Origin of the sequence: Bifidobacterium tissieri, from assembly GCF_002259645.1 — a bacterium.
Lineage (GTDB): Bacteria > Actinomycetota > Actinomycetes > Actinomycetales > Bifidobacteriaceae > Galliscardovia > Galliscardovia tissieri.
The window spans coordinates 1-1,550 of sequence record NZ_MWWV01000036.1; the positions used below are offsets into that span (position 1 = coordinate 1).

Sequence of the window (1,550 nt, forward strand, 5' to 3'; positions counted from 1 at the left end):
AGCCATGGAAGCGAATATCGCGGAGGGTGAAGGCCGCAACAAAACCACGGCGACACGACACCTCAACATATTCACTTTTTCTTCACATTTTATCGGAGGAAGCGGTTCACAACACGGGGATGTCTGACGATTCCGGCCATTTTTCAATGGTGGAACCAATGGAGTCAAGGCATCGCCATGTTGTGAACCGCGGTACGCGTTACTTCCTATCGGAAGCACCCTCCGCAGCGTTCTCCTCGACGAGATCGGCATCCTTGGCGTCCTCGGACTCGATCTCACCACTGGCGAGCTTGGCCTCAAGCTCCTCGACGATCTCGGCATGCATCTTCTCGTCGATCTTCACGGTGAACATGAACACGAGGAGGCTGGCCACGATCAGGGCGAGCGGCGTGTAGAAGGCGAACATCTTGAAGGTGCGGATGTTGGCGGCGGTCATGTCGGCGGCGGTGGCCGACCCTACCATTCCGGCGGCCACGGCGATGAAGCCGACGATGCCGTTGGAGAATGCGCCGGCGATCTTGTCGAGCATCGGTCGCACGGACAGGGTCACGGCCTCGTTACGACGACCGGTCTTGAGCTGACCATACTCGATGGAGTCGGTGAGGCTCAGGATGGCGGTCATCTGGATGAACGTAGCGGGGATGTAGAACAGCACGAGGGCCACGATCACGAGGGTGAGGCTCTGCGCGCCGATGATGAACATCACGTAGCCGGCGATCATGAACACCATGCCCGCGAGGTAGAGGTAGCGGCGCGGGATGTAGCGGTTGAGGATCGGGTAGAGCGGCGCGGCGACCAGACCGGTGATGATCGGGATCACGCCGGCGATGGAGAAGGCGGCCGGCTGGCCGAGTACGAACTTGAACAGGTAGAGCAGCACGCCGGTGGTGGCCACGTTGGCGATGGCGTACAGCAGGTAGCTCAGCGCGACCCACAGCAGCTGGTCGTTGTGGGCCAGGGCGCCGAACGCCTGCAGCGGGTTGCCGTTCTCCTGGGCCTTGGAACGCAGTGCACTCTCGTTCTCCTTGGTGCCGAACGCGACGGTGAGCGCGGTGAGGATGCCAAGCAGCGCGACGATGACGCCGAACGCCGTCCAGCCGGACTGGCTTTCGGTGTGGGAGCCGGTGAACACGTAGCTGAAGTAGGTGACGATCGGGATGACGACCACGGTGATGCCGTTGTAGCCGATGGAGCCGGTGAAGGAGCCGAGAGCAGTGTAGACGCTGCGCTCATGAGAGTCCTCGGACAGCGCCGGAATCATGCCCCAGTAGGAAATGTCACGCAGCGAGTAGAACACGTCGAGCACGATGAACACGATCACGAACAGCACGATGAACCACGTCTCGCTCACATTGACCAGACCGAACAGGCCGGTGTAGACGAGGGCGAGCAGCACGGCGGATGTGCAGCCACCGATGACCTGCCACGGGCGGAAGCGGCCGAACTTGGTTGTGGTGTTGTCGATGAGGTTGCCCAGCAGCGGNTCGATGAAGATATGACCGATACGGATGGCCACAAGCAGACCGGTGATGATGCCGATGAGCTTGGTG

At 60.9% G+C, this 1,550-nt stretch carries 1 protein-coding gene; it reads right to left on the reverse strand.

The window, feature by feature from the left end:
- Positions 1 to 199: 199 nt before the first annotated feature.
- Positions 200 to 1,550: glycoside-pentoside-hexuronide (GPH):cation symporter (locus BTIS_RS11585; protein WP_094665605.1), on the reverse strand; the 1,351-nt coding region annotated here is incomplete at its 5' end.